We start from the raw sequence: 16,476 nt of genomic DNA on the forward strand, positions 1-16,476 counted from the left end.
CTATAGGTATTTGCTGGTAGAAGCTCAACGGACAATTTATAATGGCTCAGATTAAAAAAACTAATAGGTTACATAGTGTAATCTAATTGTTAAATTCATTTAACATCAAAGTTTAAAAGCCATGTCTAAACGATTACCACCGCTAAATGCCTTACGAGTTTTTGATGCCGCAGCACGCCATTTAAGTTTCACTCGCGCAGCAGAAGAGCTTTTTGTGACCCAGGCCGCAGTAAGTCATCAAATCAAGTCTCTTGAGGATTTTCTGGGGCTAAAACTGTTCCGCCGCCGTAATCGTTCACTCCTGCTGACCGAGGAAGGGCAAAGCTATTTCCTCGATATCAAAGAGATATTTTCGCAATTAACCGAAGCGACGCGTAAACTCCAGGCCCGTAGCGCCAAGGGGGCGTTGACGGTCAGTTTACTCCCCAGTTTCGCCATTCATTGGTTGGTTCCGCGACTTTCCAGCTTTAATTCAGCTTATCCGGGAATTGACGTTCGAATCCAGGCGGTTGATCGTCAGGAAGATAAGCTGGCGGATGATGTTGATGTGGCGATATTTTATGGTCGGGGCAACTGGCCGGGGCTACGGGTGGAAAAACTGTACGCCGAATATTTATTGCCGGTGTGTTCGCCGCTACTGCTGACTGGCGAAAAACCCTTGAAGACCCCGGAAGATCTGGCTAAACATACGTTATTACATGATGCGTCGCGCCGTGACTGGCAGACATATACCCGACAGTTGGGGTTAAATCATATCAACGTTCAGCAAGGGCCAATTTTTAGCCATAGCGCCATGGTGCTGCAAGCGGCTATCCACGGGCAGGGAGTGGCGCTGGCAAATAACGTGATGGCGCAATCTGAAATTGAGGCTGGACGTCTTGTTTGCCCGTTTAATGATGTACTGGTCAGTAAAAACGCTTTTTATCTGGTTTGTCATGACAGCCAGGCAGAACTGGGTAAAATAGCCGCCTTTCGCCAATGGATCCTGGCGAAAGCCGCTGCTGAACAAGAAAAATTCCGCTTTCGTTATGAACAATAATTTACGTAGGGTACGACCATGACCAGCCGTTTTATGCTGATTTTCGCCGCCATTAGCGGCTTCATTTTTGTGGCTCTGGGCGCTTTTGGCGCGCATGTGTTAAGTAAAACCATGGGGGCCGTTGAGATGGGCTGGATCCAGACCGGTCTCGAATATCAGGCGTTCCATACGCTGGCGATCTTAGGTCTGGCGGTGGCAATGCAGCGTCGCATCAGTATCTGGTTTTACTGGAGTAGCGTTTTCCTCGCGTTAGGCACGGTGCTGTTCAGCGGCAGCCTTTATTGCCTGGCGCTGTCCCATCTGCGTTTGTGGGCATTTGTCACACCGGTTGGCGGCGTGAGCTTCCTCGCGGGCTGGGCGTTAATGTTAGTTGGTGCTATCCGTTTAAAGCGCAAGGGCGTAAGTCATGAATAAGGTTGTATTGCTGTGCCGTCCGGGCTTTGAAAAAGAGTGCGCCGCAGAAATTACCGATAAAGCCGGCCAGCGGGAAATTTTCGGTTTTGCCCGCGTGAAAGAGAATGCGGGTTATGTCATTTATGAATGTTATCAACCTGATGATGGCGATAAGTTAATCCGTGAGCTGCCGTTCAGTTCATTAATTTTTGCCCGCCAGTGGTTTGTGGTGGGGGAACTCCTGCAGCATTTGCCGCCAGAAGATCGTATTACTCCCATTGTCGGCATGTTACAGGGCGTAGTAGAGAAGGGCGGTGAACTGCGTGTTGAAGTTGCCGATACCAACGAAAGCAAAGAGTTGCTGAAATTCTGCCGTAAATTCACCGTGCCGCTACGCGCTGCCTTGCGCGATGCGGGTGTGCTGGCGAACTATGAAACGCCGAAGCGTCCGGTTGTGCATGTATTCTTTATTGCACCAGGCTGCTGCTATACCGGTTACTCATACAGCAACAATAATTCGCCGTTCTATATGGGCATTCCGCGCCTGAAATTTCCGGCAGATGCGCCGAGTCGTTCCACGCTCAAACTGGAAGAGGCATTTCATGTGTTTATTCCTGCGGATGAGTGGGATGAACGCCTGGCGAACGGGATGTGGGCGGTGGATTTAGGCGCTTGCCCAGGCGGCTGGACCTACCAACTGGTGAAGCGCAACATGTGGGTTTATTCCGTCGACAACGGCCCGATGGCGCAAAGTCTGATGGATACCGGACAGGTGACTTGGCTGCGGGAAGACGGTTTCAAATTCCGTCCGACACGCAGCAATATCTCCTGGATGGTATGCGATATGGTTGAAAAACCGGCGAAAGTTGCGGCATTGATGGCGCAGTGGCTGGTTAATGGCTGGTGTCGTGAAACCATTTTCAACCTCAAACTGCCGATGAAAAAACGCTACGAAGAAGTGTCACACAATCTGGCGTATATTCAGGCACAGCTTGATGAACATGGCATAAATGCTCAGATCCAGGCGCGGCAGTTGTATCACGATCGCGAAGAAGTGACGGTGCACGTCCGCCGTATCTGGGCTGCGGTGGGTGGTCGTCGCGACGAGCGATAACAGGCAAGGCCGGGGCGTCGTCTCCGGCCTGCTACCCTTTCCGTCAGGCTGTTACCAAAGAAGTTGCAACCTGGCGCTCATCAGAAATAATGTGCGTTACCTCATCCAGATGCCCGATGCGGGCTTCCCCTGAACGATTAAATTTACTTTTATCAATCAATAACAACGATTGCGCGGCGCGTTTTAATAGCATTGATTTGTAATCAGCGTTGATGGCATTGGAGTCCCACAGTGCGCCGCTGCTATCGATCCCTTCACAAGAAAAAATAAACAGATCGATTTCCAGCGATTTAAGTTGGGAAATCAGCGAGGGATTGACGTAACAGCCATATTTGCGCTCAAGTGTGCCACCGGAACTGATCAGTTGAATGCGTTCGCGTTTACCGAGTTCATGGCAAATCGGATGGCTATTGGTGAAGACCTGAATGTTGATGTCAGGCAACTGGCGTGCCAGATACCAGCAAGTTGAACTGGCGTCTAAGGCTATCACCATCCCTTCTTCAATCCACGCGAGCGCCTCGCGCGCGATATCTGCTTTATGCGCATAATGGCTTTTCAGCCGGATGTGAAAGGGATCGCCACTGTCTTGATTTTGACGGTGGATATATTTAGCGCGTCCATGATTGCGCAGAATTTTACCCTGCGTCTGTAATTCATTGAGATCGCGACGAATGGTTTCTTTACTGACCTTTAGCTGTTCAGAGAGAGCTTCCGTGGTCAGGCTGGTATGGTTCAGCAGCAGGTCGACTATCGCTTGCTGGCGTGCCGCTTTCATAATTTTCACCCCATCATTCGATAACCGCCCGCGTCATGCGGGCGTACCGGTATGAGATTACGGTGTTACCCCTTTTTTTAAAAGAATATTCCCGTACTTCGCTCGTTCGCCTGTGATAACGATCGCAAAGGCTTTTTGCGCCCGTTCATAAAACGCAAAACGATTGATGCGGATGATGTCAGGACAGGGGGCTTGTAGTGAAAGCGCATTACGATAACGTCGTTCTACTTCAGGATCGAGAGTGTCACCTTCTACCGCCGCCATCATCACCAGCGGCGGGGCATAACTGTCCAGTTCAAATAACGGGATTATTGCCTGGAGCAAGTCGCTCACCAACAGGCCATCAGCGCGGATCACCTGCGGTCCCATCGAATGGGCGGGAAAGTGAGCATCGGAAAAAATAATTTCATCTCCATGTCCCATCTCTGCCAGCACTTTCAATAGTTCGGGAGAAATTAACGGCGAAATTGTTTTCAGCATTTCACACTTCCTCTATAAATTCAGGTTCAGTTTGCGGGTAGAAATAACGGTACTGATAATGAATCTGTGCGCGGGCTTCTTCCGGGCTGTTAAATTCCCCTACGCCATACCAACCGAACAGCGCAGCTCCTGCGACGGTCGTTTCGGCGTCGTCGAGAACTTTTACCGGAATATCAAGCATATTGGCTTTAATCTGATTCCACAATGTGTTGCGACTTCCTCCACCGACTAACAATAATTCAGAGGCTTTAAAGTGCCCGATTTTTTCCAGCATCTGTAGATTGCGCTGTAATTGCGCAGTTAACCCTTCCAGCGCCGCGCGATAGAAATGCCCCCGCGTGGTATTAAGCGTCACTCCTTGCCAGCCAGCGTTCTGACACGACAATAAATCACACTGCATTTTTACGCCATCCGCGCCAGGCGCGATCAGACGAGCTTCTTCAATCAACATTTGCCAGGGTGTTTCAGCCGTCCAGAACAGTTTTCTCACCCATTCCAGCACGCCGGATGCCAGCCATTGCATACCTGGGTTATACAACCCTGCCTGGCTATCCAGTTCGCAGGTGGAACCGGCGTACTGACTTAACAGCGAAGTATCAACCTGGGTGCTACGGACCATTAAAATTTCCCATGTACCGGAAGAGAGCACGGGTTCATTTTGTTCGGCACCAGCGCCAAAAAGGGCGAACTGGGTATCGTGACCTGCGGAAATCACCGGTATGCCAACGGGTAAGCCGAGCATTGCTGCGGCGCTGTTCTGTAACGTACCAATCTGTTCACCCGCTTCCACCAGACGAGGGAAGAGTCGGCGTGGAATACCGGTGGCGTGTAAAATTTGCGGACTGAAATCGCGTTGCTGGATATCCAGCATCTGGCTGGTTCCGGCCATCGTGATATCAGTAGTTAATTCGCCGGTTAAACGGTGGTTAATCAGCGACGAAATAAACAGCCAGGCGTGCGCGCGTTCCAGCAGTTGTGGATGATTTTCTTTCAACCACACCAACTTATATAACGTATTGAAACTAAAGGCTCCGACGCCAGAAATAGCCTGCAACTGCTGTGCGGAGATCAACCGTTCAATATTGTCCATTACCGCTGCTGTTCGCGGACATTTCCAGCTAATGATCGGATAGAGCAGATTGCCTTGCTTATCTACCAGAGCGCCATCCACACCAAAGGTGGTGACGGCGATACCGCGGATGTGGCATTCAGTCAGTTTACTATTGATTTGCCGACAGCAATCAGCAAAGCGTTGCAAAATGGCGTCTAAAGACCACTGGTGCCAGGTGTTGTTTTCCATCGCGATATCGCTGGCATTAGGCGTTGAGGCGCGGGCAACAATTTTTCCCTGCCGATTAACCGCGATGGCCCTGACATTGGTCGCGCCACAGTCGAGTACCAGGATAACTTCTTGTTTCATAATCGCTCCTGCAATATAGCCGGATAACATTGCTTATCCGGCTAACCACTCTTGCTTGTTCAGGCCCGGTAGCCGGAGCGACCGGGCATCACATCAGGGAGTAATGTATTAACGCTTGTACAACGGGCCGTAGTTCTGGCAAGCGCGGTAATCCTGGCCTTCAATATCCATGCCGTGCGCGGCCCAGGCAGAAGGACGATACACTTTGGTCTCTTCAACGTTGTGCATACATACCGGAATACGCAGCATGGAGGCAAGAGTGATAAAGTCTGCGCCAACGTGGCCGATGGTCAGAACCCCGTGGTTAGCGCCCCAGTTCGCCATTACCGAGTACACATCCGTAAACGGCCCTTTACCGGTGAGGCGCGGTGCAAACCAGGTGGTTGGCCAGGTTGAGTTGGTGCGTTTGTTGAGGATGTCATGCACATCCTTCGGCAATTCCACGCTCCAGCCTTCCGCGATTTGCAGTACCGGTCCCAGGCCTTTGATGATGTTGACACGAGTCATGGTGAACGGGACGCCGCCTTCGGTAAGGAAGCGGGAAGAGTAACCGCCGCCACGGAAGTATTCGTGGATCGCCGGGCACCATTCGGTAGCGGCGAGGCAAGCGTCAGCCTCTTGCTGAGAGATTTCCCAGTGCGGCTTCATCGTCGGGTTACCTTCTCTGTCGCGTTGTTTACAGGAACCGTCCAGCGCAGCAGAACCTGAGTTGATCAAATGGATGATGCCGTGTTCTGCCAGTCCGTCCAGTTTATGCCCCGTTACACGCTCAATTGCTTCTGGTGACCAGTAGGTACGCACATCGGCAAATACCTGAGCGGTGCCGGTGAGCTGGTGACCCATTAGCATTGCCACGCCGTTAAGACTGTCGTTTTCGGTCGCCACGACAAAGGGTTCGCGCACGCCATTCCAGTCAAATGAACTGTTGAGGATCGCTTCGGCGGTGTCACCATTGGGATATTGATCGGTCCAGTGACGTTGTCCCTGGAAGCCCGCAGCGATGGCGTTGTAGCCAAGTGATTCTTCCACGCGACCAATATCGGCCAGTTTGCTGTTGCCTTGCATCATGTCGCGGATACACATCGCCATCAGTAAACTTTCGCGCAGAACTGCGCGGCTTTGCTCGGCATTGCGTTGATACTGTTTGTTATTTTCATCTTCGCCATAGCGGAAGTTTTTATCAGCCCAGGCCAGCGCCATTTCCAGTTCGGCTTCGTCGTAAATCTTCTGATCGATACGGCGACGCAGTTCGGTCATATCCACCGCCTGGACTTTCATTCCCAGCCAGGATTCAAAGAAGTTGTGATCAACAATGGAACCGGCGATACCCATCGAAACGCCGCCCAGCGACAGATAGCTTTTACCTTTCATGCTGGCGACTGCTAAACCGGCGCGGGCAAAGCGCAGCAGTTTTTCTTCAACATCGGCAGGAATCGATGTGTCATCGGCATCCTGAACATCATGACCGTAAATGGAGAATGCCGGGATGCCTTTCTGGCTGTGAGCTGCCAGAGCCGCTGCCAGGTAAACAGCGCCGGGACGTTCAGTGCCGTTAAAGCCCCAAATGGCTTTCGGGCGGGTTGGATCCATGTCGATGGTTTCACTGCCATAGCACCAGCAAGGCGTTACCGTAATGGTGAGGCCTACATTCTGACTGCTGAATTTTTCTTCGCAAGCAGCGGCTTCAGCCATACCCGCGATACAGGTATCGGAAATGACACACTCGACGGCAGCTCCGCAGGCATGGCGCAGTTTCTCGGTCAGCAGTGCAGCCGTGGCTTTCGCCATATTCATTGTTTGTTCTTCAAGCGACTCACGAACACCCATGCGACGACCGTCAATAACCGGGCGGATACCAATTTTCGGTAAGCTGATTTTTTTCATTACTGATTCCTCACTTTATTCGGAAAATATGTTCAGTTAGTTGCCGTTTGAGAACGGAAACGGGCAAAGATAAAGATGACTGCGAAGCAGAGTGCCGGGATCAGTTCGGCAGTGGGGATGTTGCCCGCTGCGTCACTGACAAACCCCATGACCGGAGTGACAATACCGCCGCCAATAATGGTCATAACGATGAAGGACGAACCGTATTTGGTGTCCTGGCCGAGATTTTTAATGCCCAGCGAGAAGATTGTTGGGTACTGAATCGACATAAAGGCACTGCATAAAGTCAGGGCTATTAAGCCCACATGACCGCCAGCGAAGGCTGAGATCAGGCACAGTGCCATAGCGATTAATGCGTAGGCGGCCAGGACTTTGTGTGGTGCGAAGCGACTGATGAGCCAGGTACCGGTGAAACGACCAATAAAGAAGCACACCATGGTTCCGGTTAAATAGTTAGCGGCAAAGCCTGCAGTCATACCTGGAATTTCTTCTACAGCGTAGCGAATCAAATAGCTCCAGCAGGCCGTTTGTGCGCCGACATAGCAGAATTGCGCTAATACCGCCCAGCGCCAGTGACGAATACGCGCCAGACGAGAAAGCGATGCGGAGAACGATCCTTGTTTGGCGTCACTGTGATTATCACTCTGCAATGCCGGGAATTTCGTCAGCATGATCAGCAGGGCGACCAGTAACACGATAGCCACGATGATCATATAAGGTGTCTGTACCGATAATACCAGGCTGTGTTTATACGCACTCAATTGCTCTGGAGACATTTTATCGAGAACGTCTTGCGATTGATGTGGCACGTTAGACAAAATAAGACTTTGCCCAAAGACAACCGCGATAATTGCGCCAAATGAGTTAAATGTTTGCGCAAGATTTAAGCGGAAGTGACCACTGCTTTCCGGCCCTAATACCGTAACAAAAGGGTTTGCGGCAGTTTCCAGACAACCTAATCCAGCTGCAATAATAAATAGGCCAACTAAAAATAAGGTGTAGTTCATTATTTCTGCAGCGGGCCAGAATAATGCAGCACCCAAGGCATATAAAAATAATCCGGTAATAATCCCTGCTTTATAACTGAGTTTTTTCATCAATATCCCAGCAGGGATTGGGATAATGAAATAACCAAAGTAAAAGGCCGATTGGATCAGGCCAGCCTGGAAATTTGTCAGCGTAAAAGCCTGCTGGAATTGAGGTAATAAAATGTCGTTAAGGTTATTGGCTACCGCCCAAAGAAAAAACAGTGAGCACAGCAGCGCGAATGGAATAATGTAACTTCTGCTTTGCCCTGCATCTTTATCTACCGCACGGTAACTCTGCGTTTGTATTGATGTGTTTCCCATAGCATCCTCTTAGGTTCAGAAGCTTAAGCACGTAATCGGTTATGTTTTCAAAAGTGCAAAACCAGCGAGTTCGGGCTTCATATCAGTGAATATTTGCCTGTCAGAAATGAACTCATGGATTCATTTTCAAATAAAAAACGCTCTGTAATATGACGGCGGTCACACTTATTAGCTGGGAGGTGACTTTATGTGACTACCATCACTTTAATAATCGAAATTTCATGCCCGTTTCAGAAAATAAATCATAAAAAACACAAACCCGATGACCGTATTAATTGTTTATGCCGAAAACGGGCATTCCTGGCTTGGGTGAATAGAAAAATGACCGTTTTGATAAATATTTTTAAGAGCGGTCATTTTTAATGGGGTTATAAAAAGAGAACTTGCAGTTATTTACTGTGATTAGTTGAACCAGGTCACAAAATATAAGCTTGTGAATTTCTTTCTGGTTAATCAGGAAGAAGATGGTGGGTAATTAAACGGCTAATTCAATAGTGTGAAAGGAACAACATTATTGCCCTGTTTTGAATCAGAGAGAGGTAGCTAATGGAACGAAATAAACTTGCTCGTCAGATTATTGACACTTGTCTGGAAATGACCCGCCTGGGACTGAACCAGGGGACAGCGGGGAACGTCAGTGTACGTTATCAGGATGGGATGCTGATTACACCTACAGGCATTCCATATGAAAAACTGACGGAGTCGCATATTGTCTTTATTGATGGCAACGGTAAACATGAGGAAGGAAAGCTCCCCTCAAGCGAATGGCGTTTCCATATGGCGGCCTATCAAAGCAGACCGGATACCAACGCGGTTGTTCACAATCATGCCGTTCATTGCACAGCAGTTTCCATTCTTAACCGACCGATCCCCGCTATTCACTACATGATTGCGGCGGCTGGCGGTAATTCTATTCCTTGCGCGCCTTATGCGACCTTTGGAACACGCGAACTTTCTGAACATGTTGCGCTGGCTCTCAAAAATCGTAAGGCAACTTTGTTACAACATCATGGGCTTATCGCTTGTGAGGTGAATCTGGAGAAAGCGTTATGGCTGGCGCATGAAGTTGAAGTGCTGGCGCAACTTTACCTGACGACCCTGGCGATTACGGACCCGGTGCCAGTGCTGAGCGATGAAGAGATTGCCGTAGTGCTGGAGAAATTCAAAACCTACGGGTTACGGATTGAAGAGTAATTTCGTAAAGCAACAAGGAGAAGGATGATGGCTAACAGAATGATTCTGAACGAAACGGCATGGTTTGGTCGGGGGGCTGTTGGAGCTTTAACCGATGAGGTGAAACGCCGTGGTTATCAGAAGGCGCTGATCGTCACCGATAAAACGCTGGTGCAATGCGGCGTGGTGGCGAAAGTGACCGATAAGATGGATGCTGCAGGGCTGGCATGGGCGATTTACGACGGCGTAGTGCCCAACCCAACAATTACTGTCGTCAAAGAAGGGCTCGGTGTATTCCAGAATAGCGGCGCGGATTACCTGATCGCTATTGGTGGTGGTTCTCCACAGGATACTTGTAAAGCGATTGGCATTATCAGCAACAACCCGGAGTTTGCCGATGTGCGTAGCCTGGAAGGACTTTCCCCGACCAATAAACCTAGTGTACCGATTCTGGCAATCCCCACCACAGCAGGCACTGCGGCAGAAGTGACCATTAACTACGTGATCACTGACGAAGAAAAACGGCGCAAGTTTGTTTGCGTTGATCCGCATGATATCCCGCAGGTGGCGTTTATTGACGCTGACATGATGGATGGTATGCCTCCAGCGCTGAAAGCCGCGACGGGTGTCGATGCGCTCACTCATGCTATTGAGGGGTATATTACCCGTGGCGCGTGGGCACTAACTGATGCGCTGCACATTAAAGCGATTGAAATCATTGCTGGGGCGCTGCGAGGATCGGTTGCTGGTGATAAGGATGCCGGAGAAGAAATGGCGCTCGGGCAGTATGTTGCGGGTATGGGCTTCTCGAATGTTGGCTTAGGGTTGGTACATGGTATGGCGCATCCACTGGGCGCGTTTTACAACACTCCACACGGTGTTGCAAACGCCATCCTGTTACCGCATGTCATGCGCTATAACGCTGACTTTACCGGTGAGAAGTACCGCGATATCGCGCGCGTTATGGGCGTGAAAGTTGAAGGTATGAGCCTGGAAGAGGCGCGTAATGCCGCTGTTGAAGCGGTGTTTGCTCTCAACCGTGATGTCGGTATTCCGCCACATTTGCGTGATGTTGGTGTACGTAAGGAAGATATTCCGACACTGGCGCAGGCGGCACTGGATGATGTTTGTACCGGTGGCAACCCGCGTGAAGCAACGCTTGAGGATATTGTAGAGCTTTACCATACCGCCTGGTAAATGCGCTGATGTGATAATGCCGGATGCGACGCTAGCCGCGTCTTATCCGGCATATAAGTGCATTAAATTCAATGTGTTGATAATCGTTTGCATCCGGCTCGCCGTTACCGTACCAATCGCAATTGTTGTAAATTGCCATCGATATGCAAATCGGTTTGTAAGCGGGCAATATCGCGGCACAGAAACGCCATCTCTTTATGGGTTTCTAATTTTTTGCGCCACTTTTCGGCAACCGCATCCAGATTCTCATATATCCCTTCCAGACTCTGAAACTCGACCAGCAGCTGCGTGGCGCTTTTTGGTCCGATTCCCGCAACACCCGGTACCTTTGAACTGCTGATCCCCGCAAGTCCCCAGTAATCGGGCAACTGCTGCGGTTGAACGCCAAATTCTTTATCGATAAATGGCGCATCCAGCCAACGTTTCTGGAAGTAATCACGAATACGTAATGTCGGTGAAAGTAACTGACAGTAGCCTTTATCTGTCGAAACAATCGTTGCCTGATGCCCGGCCTGTGTCACTTTGACCGCCAGCGTGGCGGCTAAGTCATCGGCTTCGTTGCCGCTGGTTGACCAGCACGGGACGCCGCGTTGCTCAAAGGCGGCGCGTAATGCAGGCATCTCGTCGTGCAACTCTTCCGGCATTGGCGGTCGACCCGCTTTGTAATCTGGTAAACGCTGATGACGCCAGCCGCTACTGCGGTTTTCATCATCAAAAACGGCGACAGCGTGGGTTGGCTGGCTGTGCATAATGAGCTGATCGAGCGCGTGCTGGCAGGTTTCGACACAGGGCGAACCCTGAACGGCATGAATGCGACGAATAAGATTCAGTGCATCGACAATAAGCAAATGAACAGCCACGATAACCCCCTTAAAGATCAGGCGATAAGGGTAACATTCGATACTGGAACAGGCTATGGCTGGATGAGAAATCGGGAAGAGGCCTCGCAAAACGAGGCCTCTGGAGAGCGATTAATCGCAGGCAACGATCTTCATTGCCAGGCCGCCGCGAGAGGTTTCGCGGTACTTGGCGTTCATATCTTTACCTGTTTCGTACATGGTTTCGATAACTTTATCGAGGCAGACGCGCGGCTCGCTGGTACGGCGCAGCGCCATACGTGCGGCGTTCACCGCTTTTACTGCCGCAATGGCGTTACGCTCGATGCATGGCACCTGGACCTGTCCAGCAACCGGATCACACGTCAGACCGAGGTTGTGCTCCATGGCGATTTCCGCCGCGATGCACACCTGCGCCGGGCTTGCGCCTAACAGTTCTGCCAGACCAGCCGCCGCCATTGAGCACGCCACGCCAACTTCACCCTGGCAACCCACTTCGGCACCAGAAATCGACGCGTTCATCTTATAAAGAGAACCAATGGCGCTGGCTACCAGCAGGTAACGAGCCAGTGAGTTAGCGTTCACTTCGCGGATAAACTTATCGTAGTACGCCAGCACAGCCGGGATAATCCCGCACGCACCGTTAGTCGGCGCAGTCACCACGCGACCGCCAGCAGCGTTCTCTTCGTTCACTGCCAGTGCAAACATGTTGATCCAGTCAACAACCGCCATCGGGTCAGTGGTGGTTTTATCCTGGCTGACCAGCATCCGGCGTAGTGCCGCAGCACGGCGTGGTACGCGCAGTTTGCCAGGCAACACGCCTTCGGTAGAAATACCGCGCTCAATACCGCCGCGCATGACTTCCCAGACGTTCGCCAGGTGCTGTTCCAGCTCTTCTTTGCTGTGCAGCGCCAGCTCGTTTTTCATCATCAGGCCAGAGAGTGACAGCCCGGTTTCCTGACAATGTTTTTGCAGATCGGCTGCTGAACTATACGGATAAGGAACTTCAACCGGTGCGCTATCCTGCTGGCCAAAATGTTCTTCATCAACGATAAAGCCACCGCCGATAGAGTAGTAAGTCTGGCTGTAAACGACTTTATCGCCCGCCAGCGCGGTAATGCGCATACCGTTTTCATGCAGAGAAAGGTTGTCGGCATGGAAGTTCATGCACTGATCAACCGGGAACTCCACTTCATGCTGACCATTTGCCAGCATCAGGCGACCATGAGTATTCACATCCTGAATAAAACCAGGGATGGAATCGATATCCACGGTATCCGGCAGGTTACCCGCCAGGCCCATAATAATGGCGATATCAGTGTGGTGGCCTTTACCAGTCAGAGAGAGCGAGCCGTACACGTCAACCACCACGCGGGTCACGTCTTTAAGCAGGTTACGGGCAATCAGATCGTCGGTAAATTGTTTACCCGCTTTCATTGGTCCAACGGTATGAGAACTGGAAGGGCCAATGCCGATTTTGAAAATATCGAATACGCTAATCATAGGAAATACATCGCGTTAAAACGGAGGAAGCGCCGCCCGAAAGCGGCGCGAAAGGACTTAGCTGAACAGAGAGTAGAAGATTGCGGAGATTGCAATCAGACCCATCACGACAACGAATACGTTGCTGATGTGACCGCTGTACTTACGCATTGCCGGTACTTTCTGAATTGCGTACATCGGCATCAGGAACAGGATCATCGCGATGATTGGGCCGCCCAGGGTTTCAATCATACCCAGGATGCTCGGGTTCAGGGTGGCAACAATCCAGGTCGTTACCAGCATGAACAGCGCAGTGATACGGTTCAGCTTGTTGATTTCGATAGACTTACCTTTACCACGCAGAGATTTAATCACCATACCGTTGAAGCCTTCACGTGCGCCCAGGTAGTGGCCGAGGAAGGATTTGGTGATAGCGATAATCGCGATAATCGGTGCCATCCACGCGATAACCGGTGCGTTAAAGTGGTTAGCCAGGTAAGACAGAATCGAGATGTTCTGCTCTTTAGCCGCAGCCAGGTCTGCCGGAGTCAGGCTCAGTACGCAGCTGAATACGAAGAACATTACGGTCAGCACCATCATGATGTGTGCGAATGCCAGGATCTTCGAGCATTTCTGTTCTGCCATATCGCCGTACTCTTCACGCTTCGCAACGGCGAAAGAAGAGATGATCGGAGAGTGGTTGAACGAGAACACCATTACCGGAATTGCCAGCCACAGGGTCATCCACAGACCGTTTCCGGTTGCAGATGCAGTGTCCAGAGACAGCGTTTCCAGTGCTGCGCCGTTCCACTGCGGGATCAGGTACAGAGCCAGCAGCATCAGTACGCCAACAAACGGGAATACCAGAATACTCATCGCTTTAACGATCATCTGCTCACCGAAGCGAACGATGGTCATCATACCCACGATCAGGATCAGCGACAGAATCGCACGCGGCGGTGGCGTCATACCCAGCTGGTGAGACATGAAGCTTTCAACTGTATTGGTGATTGCCACGCTATAAACCAGCAGGATCGGGTAGATAGCGAAGAAGTAGAGCAGGGTAATCAGTTTACCTGCGCCAATACCAAAGTGTTCTTCTACAACCTCGGTGATGTCTTCGCCCGGGTTTTTACCAGACAGTACGAAGCGAGTCAGACCGCGGTGAGCAAAAAATGTCATCGGGAACGCAAGGATAGCCATGATGATCAGCGGGATCATACCGCCAACACCGGCGTTGATTGGCAGGAACAGCACGCCCGCGCCGATTGCCGTGCCGTAAAGGCCCAGCATCCACATGGTGTCTGTCTTGCGCCAGGCACTACGAGAGTCTTTCGACGCAATCGTGCTGGTTTGAGTCGTTTCCATCTATTTCTCCTGGAGGAATGCAAATAATTCAGCTTTTAGCCAGTTCAGCCCGGGAAGGTGCCTGACCGTAAAAATGAAATCTGTCTATCGGCGATGGCTTAATCATTTACCGCCGTAATAATTTGAGGGCGGAAAGATACACACAAGTTATGTATCTATCAGTGATCTTGATCCCAAATACAATAATCTACTTGGAAGATAGATTATCCCAACGCTTTACTCTGTAAATCAAAAGTAAAAGAGAATTTAAGGGCAATATTTGCCCATTAAACGACATCTGACTTCTTCCGGGGCGCGCAATATATGTAGGTTGAACTGAAAAAATCAATACTTTTAGTTAATCATGGCGATAATTTCTTTTTCATAGCGATAAAATGTGGTTTATGAAAATAGGGAAACGTTTGCGTTACAACATAAATTGTATGACATATTAACTGTAATGATATTTATCGCGTGAGGGTGGTAAGAAACATTCATATAACAAATGAAATAAATTGATGGGTATGTGACCAAAAACGAGAAAACCCGGCAACAAACGTCACCGGGGGAGGGAGATTACGTGCAGATTTCGTAGCAAGGGATGTAGGCTGAGCCTGGCAACTTCATACGATGCTGGGCAACAAAACCCTGTAGCAGGTCATCCATACGACGCATAATCTCTTTATCGCCGTTGATTTTATAAGGACCAAACTCTTCAATGGCGCGAATACCGACTTCTTTTACGTTACCCGCCACAATACCGGAGAACGCACGGCGCAGGTCGGCAGCCAGCACTTCAACGGGTTGAGCCGGGTAAAGCTTCAGATTAGCCATATTCTCGTGAGACGGCTCAAACGGCATTTGCAAATCTGGCGCAATGCGCATTGACCAGTTAAAGCTGTAGGCATCGCCTGTGTCGCGGCGATTTTCTTTCACCAGCGGCATCGATTTTTTCATCTGACGAGCGACTTCAGCGGCGTCATCAATGATGATGCGGTAATGGCGGCGCGCGTTTTCACCCAACGTATGCACGACAAACTCGTCCAGTACGCGGAAGTAGTCGGCGCTCTCTTTCGGGCCGGTGAGGATCAATGGTAAAACCTGATCTTTGTTGGCCGGGTTCATTAAAATTCCCAGCAAATACAGCAACTCTTCTGCCGTACCCACACCGCCAGGGAAGATAATGATACCGTGAGCGATACGGACAAACGCTTCCAGACGTTTTTCGATATCTGGCATGATGATCAATTCGTTGACCAGCGGGTTAGGCGGTTCAGCGGCGATAATCGACGGCTCTGTCATACCAATAAAACGACTGTCTTTGTAACGCTGCTGTGCGTGTCCGACCGCAGCGCCTTTCATCGGCGCTTCCATCGCTCCCGGACCACAGCCGGTGCAGATATTCAGCTCACGCAGGCCCAGCTGATTCCCGACGCGACGGGCATACAAATATTCGTTTTCGTTAATTGAGTGCCCGCCCCAGCAGACCACCATATTTGGCGCTTCACCGACATGCAGCGCACGAGCGTTACGCAAGATGGAAAAGACCAGGTTAGTGATGTGGACGGAGTTGTCGAGATTCAGGTTGGGAAAACGAACGGTGTTATGGATTTGCCCGTAAACGAAGAGAATGTCACGCAGAACCGCGAACAAGTTGGCCTGCAAAGCGCGAATAATTCGCCCATCGACAAAAGCCTCTTCCGGGGGATTAATCAGTTCCAGCTTTACGCCGCGTTCACGGCGCAGGACGTTAATATCGAAATTTTCAAAACGAGACAGCAATTCTTTGCTGTTATCGGTCAAGCTACCGGAGTTCAGTACGGCAAGTGAACAGTTGCGAAACAGTTGATAGAGGTCGCTGCTGGCGGTGCGTTTAAGCATATCCACTTCCAGCTGCGACAACATATCCATGGAGCCAAGCGGGCTAATATGTGTAATCAAGAAAAACTCCTTATGGGACGAATATCGTCATTCCCTTTGATTACAA

Annotated in this window: 14 protein-coding genes; 5 read left to right on the forward strand and 9 right to left on the reverse strand. The window is 50.4% G+C overall.

Annotation, left to right across the window (positions count from 1 at the left end; translation table 11 throughout):
• Positions 1–121 precede the first annotated feature (121 nt).
• Genes gcvA through rlmM form a run of 3 tightly spaced genes read left to right on the forward strand, consistent with a single transcriptional unit; the run spans position 122 to position 2,546 of the window.
• On the forward strand, positions 122–1,039 hold the full coding sequence (gene gcvA, locus ACJHX3_RS14140) for a glycine cleavage system transcriptional regulator GcvA (RefSeq protein WP_000044401.1): 918 nt from the start codon (positions 122–124) through the stop codon (positions 1,037–1,039).
• Between the two features lie 18 nt (positions 1,040–1,057).
• Positions 1,058–1,453, forward strand: coding sequence for a DUF423 domain-containing protein (locus tag ACJHX3_RS14145; protein WP_000203905.1), 396 nt, complete (start codon positions 1,058–1,060; stop codon positions 1,451–1,453).
• Complete coding sequence (gene rlmM, locus ACJHX3_RS14150) at positions 1,446–2,546, forward strand: 23S rRNA (cytidine(2498)-2'-O)-methyltransferase RlmM (protein ID WP_001045520.1); 1,101 nt, start codon at positions 1,446–1,448, stop codon at positions 2,544–2,546. The genes ACJHX3_RS14145 and rlmM overlap by 8 nt, the downstream gene beginning before the upstream one ends.
• Positions 2,547–2,589: 43 nt before the next feature.
• On the opposite strand, the gene fucR is transcribed toward rlmM, so the two are convergent.
• The 5 genes from fucR to fucP all read right to left on the reverse strand — a co-directional run bounded on the left by fucR (position 2,590) and on the right by fucP (position 8,454).
• Entirely contained in the window at positions 2,590–3,321 is a 732-nt protein-coding gene (fucR, locus tag ACJHX3_RS14155; protein ID WP_000642344.1) for an L-fucose operon activator, read from the reverse strand.
• A gap of 57 nt (positions 3,322–3,378) precedes the next feature.
• Positions 3,379–3,801: an L-fucose mutarotase gene (fucU, locus tag ACJHX3_RS14160; RefSeq protein WP_000920840.1), complete on the reverse strand. Its 423-nt coding sequence runs from the start codon at positions 3,799–3,801 to the stop codon at positions 3,379–3,381.
• 1 nt (position 3,802) lies between these two features.
• The gene (gene fucK, locus ACJHX3_RS14165) at positions 3,803–5,221 is read right to left on the reverse strand and encodes an L-fuculokinase (protein WP_094308507.1); all 1,419 of its coding nucleotides are present in this window, start codon (positions 5,219–5,221) and stop codon (positions 3,803–3,805) included.
• Between the two features lie 108 nt (positions 5,222–5,329).
• On the reverse strand, positions 5,330–7,105 hold the full coding sequence (fucI, locus tag ACJHX3_RS14170; protein ID WP_094321851.1) for an L-fucose isomerase: 1,776 nt from the start codon (positions 7,103–7,105) through the stop codon (positions 5,330–5,332).
• A gap of 32 nt (positions 7,106–7,137) precedes the next feature.
• On the reverse strand, positions 7,138–8,454 hold the full coding sequence (fucP, locus tag ACJHX3_RS14175) for an L-fucose:H+ symporter permease (protein ID WP_000528603.1): 1,317 nt from the start codon (positions 8,452–8,454) through the stop codon (positions 7,138–7,140).
• 546 nt (positions 8,455–9,000) lie between these two features.
• Between fucP and fucA the strand changes: the two genes are divergently transcribed.
• Positions 9,001–9,648, forward strand: a complete 648-nt coding sequence (gene fucA, locus ACJHX3_RS14180; protein WP_094308506.1) for an L-fuculose-phosphate aldolase — start codon at positions 9,001–9,003, stop codon at positions 9,646–9,648.
• A 27-nt stretch (positions 9,649–9,675) separates the two neighbouring features.
• Positions 9,676–10,824: a lactaldehyde reductase gene (fucO, locus tag ACJHX3_RS14185; protein WP_000013592.1), complete on the forward strand. Its 1,149-nt coding sequence runs from the start codon at positions 9,676–9,678 to the stop codon at positions 10,822–10,824.
• Between the two features lie 104 nt (positions 10,825–10,928).
• Here fucO and xni read toward each other — a convergent pair whose 3' ends face one another.
• The 4 genes from xni to ppnN all read right to left on the reverse strand — a co-directional run bounded on the left by xni (position 10,929) and on the right by ppnN (position 16,430).
• Positions 10,929–11,684 carry a flap endonuclease Xni gene (gene xni, locus ACJHX3_RS14190; protein ID WP_000268232.1) on the reverse strand — a complete coding sequence of 252 codons (756 nt, stop codon included), beginning with the start codon at positions 11,682–11,684 and terminating at the stop codon, positions 10,929–10,931.
• 111 nt (positions 11,685–11,795) lie between these two features.
• A complete protein-coding gene (sdaB, locus tag ACJHX3_RS14195; RefSeq protein WP_000626404.1) occupies positions 11,796–13,163 on the reverse strand; it encodes an L-serine ammonia-lyase II in 1,368 nt (455 codons plus the stop codon).
• Between the two features lie 57 nt (positions 13,164–13,220).
• A complete protein-coding gene (sdaC, locus tag ACJHX3_RS14200) occupies positions 13,221–14,510 on the reverse strand; it encodes an HAAAP family serine/threonine permease SdaC (protein WP_000450476.1) in 1,290 nt (429 codons plus the stop codon).
• 555 nt (positions 14,511–15,065) lie between these two features.
• On the reverse strand, positions 15,066–16,430 hold the full coding sequence (ppnN, locus tag ACJHX3_RS14205) for a nucleotide 5'-monophosphate nucleosidase PpnN (protein WP_094308505.1): 1,365 nt from the start codon (positions 16,428–16,430) through the stop codon (positions 15,066–15,068).
• Positions 16,431–16,476 lie beyond the last annotated feature (46 nt).

It is taken from the genome of Escherichia sp. WS1265 (genome assembly GCF_046487585.1).
Taxonomy (GTDB): Bacteria; Pseudomonadota; Gammaproteobacteria; order Enterobacterales; family Enterobacteriaceae; genus Escherichia; species Escherichia coli.

Coding starts and splice junctions, on each gene's coding strand:
- gcvA (WP_000044401.1), top strand. CDS start 122: ATGTCTAAACGATTACCACCGCTAAATGCCTTACGAGTTTTTGATGCC.
- ACJHX3_RS14145 (WP_000203905.1), top strand. CDS start 1,058: ATGACCAGCCGTTTTATGCTGATTTTCGCCGCCATTAGCGGCTTCATT.
- rlmM (WP_001045520.1), top strand. CDS start 1,446: ATGAATAAGGTTGTATTGCTGTGCCGTCCGGGCTTTGAAAAAGAGTGC.
- fucR (WP_000642344.1), bottom strand. CDS start 3,321: ATGAAAGCGGCACGCCAGCAAGCGATAGTCGACCTGCTGCTGAACCAT.
- fucU (WP_000920840.1), bottom strand. CDS start 3,801: ATGCTGAAAACAATTTCGCCGTTAATTTCTCCCGAACTATTGAAAGTG.
- fucK (WP_094308507.1), bottom strand. CDS start 5,221: ATGAAACAAGAAGTTATCCTGGTACTCGACTGTGGCGCGACCAATGTC.
- fucI (WP_094321851.1), bottom strand. CDS start 7,105: ATGAAAAAAATCAGCTTACCGAAAATTGGTATCCGCCCGGTTATTGAC.
- fucP (WP_000528603.1), bottom strand. CDS start 8,454: ATGGGAAACACATCAATACAAACGCAGAGTTACCGTGCGGTAGATAAA.
- fucA (WP_094308506.1), top strand. CDS start 9,001: ATGGAACGAAATAAACTTGCTCGTCAGATTATTGACACTTGTCTGGAA.
- fucO (WP_000013592.1), top strand. CDS start 9,676: ATGGCTAACAGAATGATTCTGAACGAAACGGCATGGTTTGGTCGGGGG.
- sdaB (WP_000626404.1), bottom strand. CDS start 13,163: ATGATTAGCGTATTCGATATTTTCAAAATCGGCATTGGCCCTTCCAGT.
- sdaC (WP_000450476.1), bottom strand. CDS start 14,510: ATGGAAACGACTCAAACCAGCACGATTGCGTCGAAAGACTCTCGTAGT.